The 6592-nt window shown below is 60.7% G+C and carries 7 protein-coding genes; all 7 read left to right on the top strand.

The window, feature by feature from the left end:
- Positions 1-191 precede the first annotated feature (191 nt).
- The 7 genes from serS (at position 192) to HMPREF9166_RS05910 (ending at position 6360) form a co-directional block, all read left to right on the top strand.
- A complete protein-coding gene (gene serS, locus HMPREF9166_RS05940) occupies positions 192-1463 on the top strand; it encodes a serine--tRNA ligase (RefSeq protein ID WP_009753081.1) in 1272 nt (423 codons plus the stop codon).
- On the top strand, positions 1460-2014 hold the full coding sequence (locus HMPREF9166_RS05935) for a UbiX family flavin prenyltransferase (RefSeq protein ID WP_009753080.1): 555 nt from the start codon (positions 1460-1462) through the stop codon (positions 2012-2014). The genes serS and HMPREF9166_RS05935 overlap by 4 nt, the downstream gene beginning before the upstream one ends.
- A gap of 13 nt (positions 2015-2027) precedes the next feature.
- Positions 2028-2654 carry an acyloxyacyl hydrolase gene (locus tag HMPREF9166_RS05930; protein WP_009753079.1) on the top strand — a complete coding sequence of 209 codons (627 nt, stop codon included), beginning with the start codon at positions 2028-2030 and terminating at the stop codon, positions 2652-2654.
- Positions 2654-3307, top strand: a complete 654-nt coding sequence (rnhA, locus tag HMPREF9166_RS05925) for a ribonuclease HI (protein ID WP_009753078.1) — start codon at positions 2654-2656, stop codon at positions 3305-3307. The genes HMPREF9166_RS05930 and rnhA overlap by 1 nt, the downstream gene beginning before the upstream one ends.
- 246 nt (positions 3308-3553) lie before the next feature.
- Positions 3554-4321, top strand: coding sequence for an ABC transporter permease (locus HMPREF9166_RS05920; RefSeq protein ID WP_009753077.1), 768 nt, complete (start codon positions 3554-3556; stop codon positions 4319-4321).
- A gap of 15 nt (positions 4322-4336) precedes the next feature.
- On the top strand, positions 4337-5083 hold the full coding sequence (locus HMPREF9166_RS05915; RefSeq protein ID WP_009753076.1) for an ABC transporter ATP-binding protein: 747 nt from the start codon (positions 4337-4339) through the stop codon (positions 5081-5083).
- A complete protein-coding gene (locus HMPREF9166_RS05910; protein WP_009753075.1) occupies positions 5080-6360 on the top strand; it encodes an MlaD family protein in 1281 nt (426 codons plus the stop codon). The genes HMPREF9166_RS05915 and HMPREF9166_RS05910 overlap by 4 nt, the downstream gene beginning before the upstream one ends.
- The last annotated feature ends 232 nt before the right edge of the window (positions 6361-6592 follow it).

Genomic DNA, 6592 nt, shown 5'->3' with positions numbered 1-6592 from the left:
CCTAAATTCCGTCACGTTTTATTTGTGATTTCTATATTTTATCACGGATGCTTCACCCTTTACAAATGGAGCGATTTTTGGCTCTGTGATAATGGGAAATTGCCCGAAGGAACGGCTTTTGCTTTTGCGTCCTGTGTATGCTAAAATAGCATCAAATAAATGATATCTACAATATGATGGAGTGATTGTCAATGTTGGATATGAAGTTTGTGCGTGAGAACCTGCCCGCCGTGCAGGAGATGCTGAAGCATCGCTGCAATACGCTCGACCTCTCGCCGTTCACAGAGCTCGAGGAGCGCCGCCGCAGGATCCTGCAGGATGTAGAGGAGAAGAAGGCGCGCCGCAACGCCGTCTCGAAGGAGGTCGGTGCGCGCAAGAAGGCGGGCGAGAACGCGGATGAGATCGTCGCGGAGATGCGCACGCTCGGCGACGAGATCGCGGCACTCGATGAGGACCTGCGCGACGTGGAGCTGCGCCTGCGCGGCCTCCTGCTCCAGATCCCAAATATGCCAAGGGCGGATGTGCCGATCGGCAAGGACGAGACGGAGAACCCCGAGGTGCGCCGCTGCGGCACGCCGCGCACGTTTGATTTCACCCCGAAGGCACACTGGGACATCGGCGACGCACTCGGCATCCTCGATGCAGAGCGTGCAGCAAAGGTCACGGGCGCACGCTTTACGTTCTACAAGGGGCTCGGCGCACGGCTTGAGCGCGCCTGCATCAACTTCATGATGGATCTCCATGCCGAGAAGCACGGCTACACAGAGATGCTTGCCCCCTATATCGTGAACGAGGCGAGCATGATCGGCACAGGGCAGCTGCCAAAATTTGCCGAGGATATGTTCAAGCTCGAAGGGCTCGACTACTACCTCGTGCCGACGGCGGAGGTGCCGACGACAAACTACCATCGCGATGAGATCCTCGACGCAGAGCAGCTGCCGGAGTACTACACGTCCTATACGGCATGTTTCCGCGCGGAGGCGGGCAGCGCGGGGCGCGACACGCGCGGGCTCATCCGTCAGCATCAGTTCAACAAGGTGGAGCTGATCAAATTCGTCACGCCGGAGACGAGCTGGGACGAGCTCGAGAGCATGGTGACGGCGGCAGAGGACGTGTTGAAGATCCTCGAGCTGCCGTACCGCGTCATCCAGCTCTGCACGGGCGACATGAGCTTCACCTCGGCAAAGACCTACGACATCGAGGTCTGGATGCCCGCACAGGACAAGTACCGTGAGATCTCGTCCTGCTCGAACTGCACGGACTATCAGGCGCGCCGCGCGAACATCAAATACCGTCCCGCACGCGGGGCGAAGCCGACGTTCCTCCATACACTGAACGGCTCGGGACTCGCCGTCGGACGCACGGTGGCGGCGATCCTTGAAAACAATCAGCAGGAGGACGGCTCGGTCATCGTGCCGAAGGCGCTGGTTCCGTACATGCACGGGGTCACGGTCATCCGATGAAAAAAGTCATCGTCGGCATCACGGGGGCGAGCGGCAGCTGTTATGCCCTCCGCCTCATCGAGGTGCTCGCGGAACGCGGCATCGAGGTGCACGCTGTCGTCACAGAGAGCGGTATGCGCGTGCTGGACTATGAGTGCGGCGTATCGGCGGAGGAACTGGCGCGGCGCGTGACCGTGCTCTATCCAAATGCGGATGTCGGGGCAGCGATCGCGAGCGGTTCGTTCCACATGGATGCAATGATCGTCGTACCCTGCTCGATGAAGACGGCAGGGGCCATCGCGCACGGCGTGACGGACGATCTCCTCTCGCGCGCAGCGGACGTGACGCTGAAGGAGGGGCGGCGGCTCCTCCTCGTACCGCGTGAGACGCCGATGCACGAGATTCATCTGGAGAACCTGCTGCGTCTGGCGCGGGCAGGGGCGATCATCATGCCTGCCGCGCCGGGGTTTTATCATCGTCCGGAGACACTCGACGACCTCGTTGACATGATGGTGGGGAAGATCCTCGACCGCCTCGGCATCGAGGCGGAGCTATATACGCGTTGGAGGTAGTATCGTGAAAAAGATGTATGCAGCCGCACTCCTGACGGCAGGGGTACTTTGCCTGATGAGTGCCGCCAGTGCCGCACCGTCGCAGACGGCCGCGCAGGAGACGGTAAAGACCCCGCTGCAGCAGATGCACATGGGGACAAGCGAGGAGAAGAACCGCCGGGCGGAGATTCAGGCGGACTATTTCCAGCATCGCGGCGAGCGCCGCTACATCAATCTCTACAATCTGCACGTATTCCGCCAGTACAAGGAGATGCACGGCATGTCGCTTCACTGGGGACTGACCGTCACGCGCCCCGTCGGCTCGTGGGCGGAGAAGGATGCGCCGGATGTGCGCCTTGACTCGGGGGCGGTCGGCGTCGGCCCATCCTATATGGTGCGCTGGACGAAGCCTCTCGGGAAAAAATGGGAGGTCTCTCTCGACCTCACAGGCGGACTCATGGTCTACAACAAGGTGCATCCCGCGCACACGCGGAACTATGACTTCATGTGGCGCATCGGCCCACGCCTCACGTATAATTTCAACGATCGGAATGCGCTCAGCATCGCTTATCTCGGACATCACGTGTCCAACGGGCAGCGTACGAAAAACCCCGGCTATAACGGTGTCGGCATCTCGATCGGCTATCGGTACACCTACTGATGGCAAAGAGATTTTATGCGGTGAAGCGCGGGCGCAAAACGGGGCTCTTCACCGTCTGGGCGGAGTGCGCGGCACAGGTAAAGGGCTTTCAGGGAGCCGTCTACAAGGGTTTTATGACGGAGGACGAGGCGCGGGCATGGCTTGGCGGTGCGGGCGCACGGACGGAGCAGCCCCGTTCCGCTGCGACGACGATAGAGCCTTCTGCCCCTGATGCGGACTACATCATCCACACGGACGGCTCATGCCTTCGCAATCCGGGCGGTGCGGGCGGCTGGGCTGCCGTGATCGAGACGGCGGCGACGGGTGCGGTCGAGGAGAAGAGCGGCGGCGACCCCGAGACGACGAACAACCGCATGGAGCTGACGGCGGCACTGATGGCACTCAGCGCCGTGCCGGAGGGGGCGCGCGTTGCGCTCTACACGGACAGTCAGTATCTTAAGAACGCCTTTACAAAGTTTTGGCTGCCCGCGTGGAAGAAGCGCGGGTGGAAGAAGGCGGACGGTGAGCCCGTGCTGAATCAGGATCTCTGGGTGCAGCTCGATGCGGCGTTTGCCGCGCGGCAGGTGCAGTTCCACTGGGTCAAGGGGCATGCGGGCAATCCGCGCAACGAGCGGTGCGATGCGCTTGCGCGCGCGGAAGCGGAGAGGTTTTAAGGGCGGTGGCGCGTATCGTCTTGTGACACGGTGCAATGTTCCGCGCGAACGCCTCGTTTGCAAGTGGTCGTGCGCTTATCTGCCTAAATACCTGCGCATTGTGAAACGCGCTTCGCTTGAATGACGCAATCCGCAGGGGCAGAACGCGCACTTCCTCCACTTGCGCCACTAGGGTTCGCTTAGGAACATTGCACCACCGTCCTTTGTGGTGGAGAATCGCAATATAGACATGAGAGGAGGAACGCTGTGCAGCACGTATTGGAATCCGTCGGGGCGTTCGTCCTCACGCATCTTGCGAACATCGGGCGCGTCGTGCTCCTCTATGGGGAGACGATGCGGCAGGTGACACGCCGTCTGCGCGTGCGGAGCATCGTCTACCAGATGGCGCATCTCGGCGCGGACTCCCTCCTCATCGTCGGACTGACACTCCTCTTTACGGGTATCGTGCTTACCCTGCAGATCGCCCATGAGTTCATCCGCTACGGTGCGCAGAGCACGATTGGCGCGGTCATTGCGATCGGCATCGGGCGCGAGCTGGGCCCCGTCCTCGTCGGTGTCGTCTGCGCGGGGCGCGTGGGCGCAGCGATTACGGCGGAGGTCTCGACGATGAAGGTCACGGAGCAGATCGATGCCCTGCGCGTCATGGCGGTCAGCCCTGTGAACTACCTCATCGTCCCGCGCATGCTCGCGTGCATGGTCGTCGTGCCGATCCTCACCGTCTTTGGCGACGTGATCGGCGTTCTCGGCGGCTACTTCACGGCGGTGTACTACTCGGGCATCTCGGGCTACACCTTCCTGCACTCCATCACGCAGTACGCGCTCCTCTACGACATGACCGGCGGACTCATCAAGGCGATTTTCTTCGGCAATGTTATCGCCGTCCTCGGCTGTTACTATGGCCTCCACGCGCCGAGCGGGGCGGAGGGGGTCGGTACGGCGACGATGCAGACCGTCGTTACCTCCATCATCGTGATCTTTATCCTGAACGCCGTGCTGACGTTCTTCCTCTTTTGACAAGGCGGTGGCGCAATGATACGACTTGAACACGTCACCAAGCGCTTTGGGACAAAGGAAGCCCTGAAGGACATCACGCTCACGATCAACGAGGGGGAGACGCTCGCCATCATCGGCGGCTCGGGCTCGGGCAAATCGACCCTCCTGCGGCTGATGATCGGCCTTGACCGCCCGACGAGTGGGGCGATCTATATCGGCGCGGACGATATCGCCGCGATGGATGAGGCGGCGCTCGACCGCGTGCGCCTGCGCATGGGCATGGTGTTCCAGTACTCCGCCCTCTTTGACTCGATGAGCGTCGGTGAGAACGTCGCCTTCGGGCTGCGTGAGCACACGGATAAGAGCGACGCCGAGATCCGCAGCATCGTCGCGGAGAAACTCGCCCTCGTCGGACTGCCCGATGCGGCAGAGATGATGCCGCAGGAACTTTCGGGCGGCATGAAAAAACGCGTCGGACTCGCGCGTGCGATTGCGACCGACCCCTCCATCATCTTCTATGACGAGCCGAGTTCGGGGCTCGACCCCATCATGACGGCGAAGATCGACGAACTCATCATCAGTATGCAGAAAAAACTCGGCGTGACCTCCGTCGTCGTCACGCACGACATGGCAAGTGCGTGCCGTATCGCCGACCGCATTGCCATGATCTACGACGGGGCACTCATTGCCGTGGACACGACGGAGCGTTTTCAGGACATCAAAGACGAGCGCGTACAGGCATTTTTCCGTACGATGCATCACCGCAAGGAGGCAGGAGCATGAGTGCAGAGGCAAAGGTGGGGGCGTTTACCCTCGGAGGCGTGATCCTCCTGATTGCTGTCGTCGTATTCTTCGGCGGACTGCGCCTCGGCAGCAGCAGCGACTACACGCTGTACGCAGGATTTCACCGCGCCGTCGGGCTGAATCCGGAGGCACAGGTGCTCCTCTCGGGCGTGCCCGTCGGGCACGTGCAGGACGTTGTGAGCGACGGGACGGGCGTCACCGTCTCCATGATCATAGAGCGTGGGGTGAAGATCCCGCGCGGCTCTGCCGTCACCATCGGGCAGCCCGGCATCATGGGGGATAAATTCATTATCATCACGCCGAACGGAAACAGCGACACATACGCAAACGGCGACTATCTCTACGGCACGGATGAGATGGGGATGGACACGATGTTCGTTGAGCTGAACAAGATGATCGTCCTTGTGCAGGAGATGCTCACCTCCGTCAACGCCATCGTGGGCGCGCCGGGCTTCCAAACCTCCGTCGTGCAGCTCGCCGTCAACATGGAGCACATCACGGCGAACCTCGACGGGCTCACGGCGACGCTGGAGCAGATGGCGGCGGAGAATCGCGGCGACCTGCGCAGCATCCTCGTGAACATGAACACCATGACAGCGAACCTTGCGCAGAGCACGGCGAGCGTCGAGCGCATCATGGCGAACCTTGAGAGCGTCGGAGCAGACCCCGCGACGGCGGAGAACCTGCGCCAGACGCTCGCGAACATTACCGATGCCTCGGGGCGCATCGCACGCATCGCCGCGGGCATCGAGGCGGTGGCAGGCGACCCGCAGACGCAGGAGGATGCACGAACCCTCATTCACAACGCACGCACGATGACGGACAAGGCGGGGGGGCTGATGGGACGGCTTAGCAGCATCAAGGTCACACCGAAGGTGGACATTATGTATAGCGGCAAGGCTGACGACTGGCGGACGAATTTCAACCTCGATGTCGGTGAGCAGCAGGGCATGTACGCCTCCTTCGGTGTGGACGACATCGGCGGCGGGGACAAGGTGAGCGCCCAGCTCGGAAAGCGTGGCAGCGCGTTCGGTGCGCGTGCGGGCGTGATCGGCGGCGCCGCAGGTGTCGGTGTCGACGCCTACGCGGGGGATAAATTCAAATTCTCCGCCGATGCCTATAACCCGAATGACCTCACCGTCCGCCTGCGCAGTCAGTATCAGCTCAGCGGCGGCACCTACCTCTTCGGCGAGTGGAATGCGGTGAACGACCACCAACGCCGCGCCTTCTATACGGGCATCCGACAGGAATTTTGAACGTACAGATTGACGTGTGATAAAACATGTATATAATGTAATTATAATCACACGACTAGACTTCGCATGCACGGAGGATGGGGAAATGATCGATCTGTATTTGTCTGATGGTACGGCGCATGGTCGGCGCCTGTTGACTTTATAAAATAAAACAAATGCTCTATAGCAGAAAGGGAGACTGCTGTAGAGCGTTTTTTATCGAAAATAAACAGATTGTTACGCCTTTTTATGG

The sequence above is a fragment of the Selenomonas sp. oral taxon 149 str. 67H29BP genome, from assembly GCF_000146365.1.
In the GTDB taxonomy this organism is placed as follows: domain Bacteria; phylum Bacillota; class Negativicutes; order Selenomonadales; family Selenomonadaceae; genus Centipeda; species Centipeda felix.
Note: the sequence above shows the minus strand (reverse complement) of the source record. Positions and strands in the feature narration are given on the sequence as shown.